The 504-nt window shown below is 38.1% G+C and carries 1 pseudogene; it reads left to right on the plus strand.

What is annotated here, in order from left to right:
- Positions 1 to 159, plus strand: a pseudogene (locus tag IQR33_RS22280) (phosphoadenosine phosphosulfate reductase); the annotation flags it as partial.
- Positions 160 to 504: the final 345 nt, after the last annotated feature.

The raw sequence follows: 504 nt of genomic DNA on the forward strand, positions 1-504 counted from the left end.
CCATTGTGGGATGAAGGTTACCTTTCAGTTGGTGATACACATACCACTCGTAAATGGGAGCCGGGAATGTCAGAGGAAGAAACTCGATTCTTTGGCTTAAAGAGAGAATGTGGCCTACACGAAGATGATGGCTCTGAACAAGATGGGTCTGGCATATAGCCATAATGCTCTTTAAATAGAGTTTAGGTTAAGTTTAATAAAGATAGCTGCAATAAAGCAGCTTTCTTTATTTATGGTACTTGAAAAACACGCCTCAAAGAACAACTCTGTGGATAAGTTGTGTGAGAGTTTGGGGTAAAGTTGAATAAATAAAGGTTTGATCGAAAACTCATCGTTTAACCATTATTTTTGCAATTTTTGAAAAATAACACTTGCCAATGTGAGCGCGATCTCTATAATGCCTCCTCGTCGACAGGGCAAGGCCTCACAAGGGTTTAAGCGAAGTTGATAAGGCTGAAAAGAAAAACGAAATAATTTGAAGAAAGTGTTTGACACAATAAATTA

Origin of the sequence: Vibrio sp. OPT46 (assembly GCF_015163535.1) — a bacterium.
In the GTDB taxonomy this organism is placed as follows: domain Bacteria; phylum Pseudomonadota; class Gammaproteobacteria; order Enterobacterales; family Vibrionaceae; genus Vibrio; species Vibrio alginolyticus.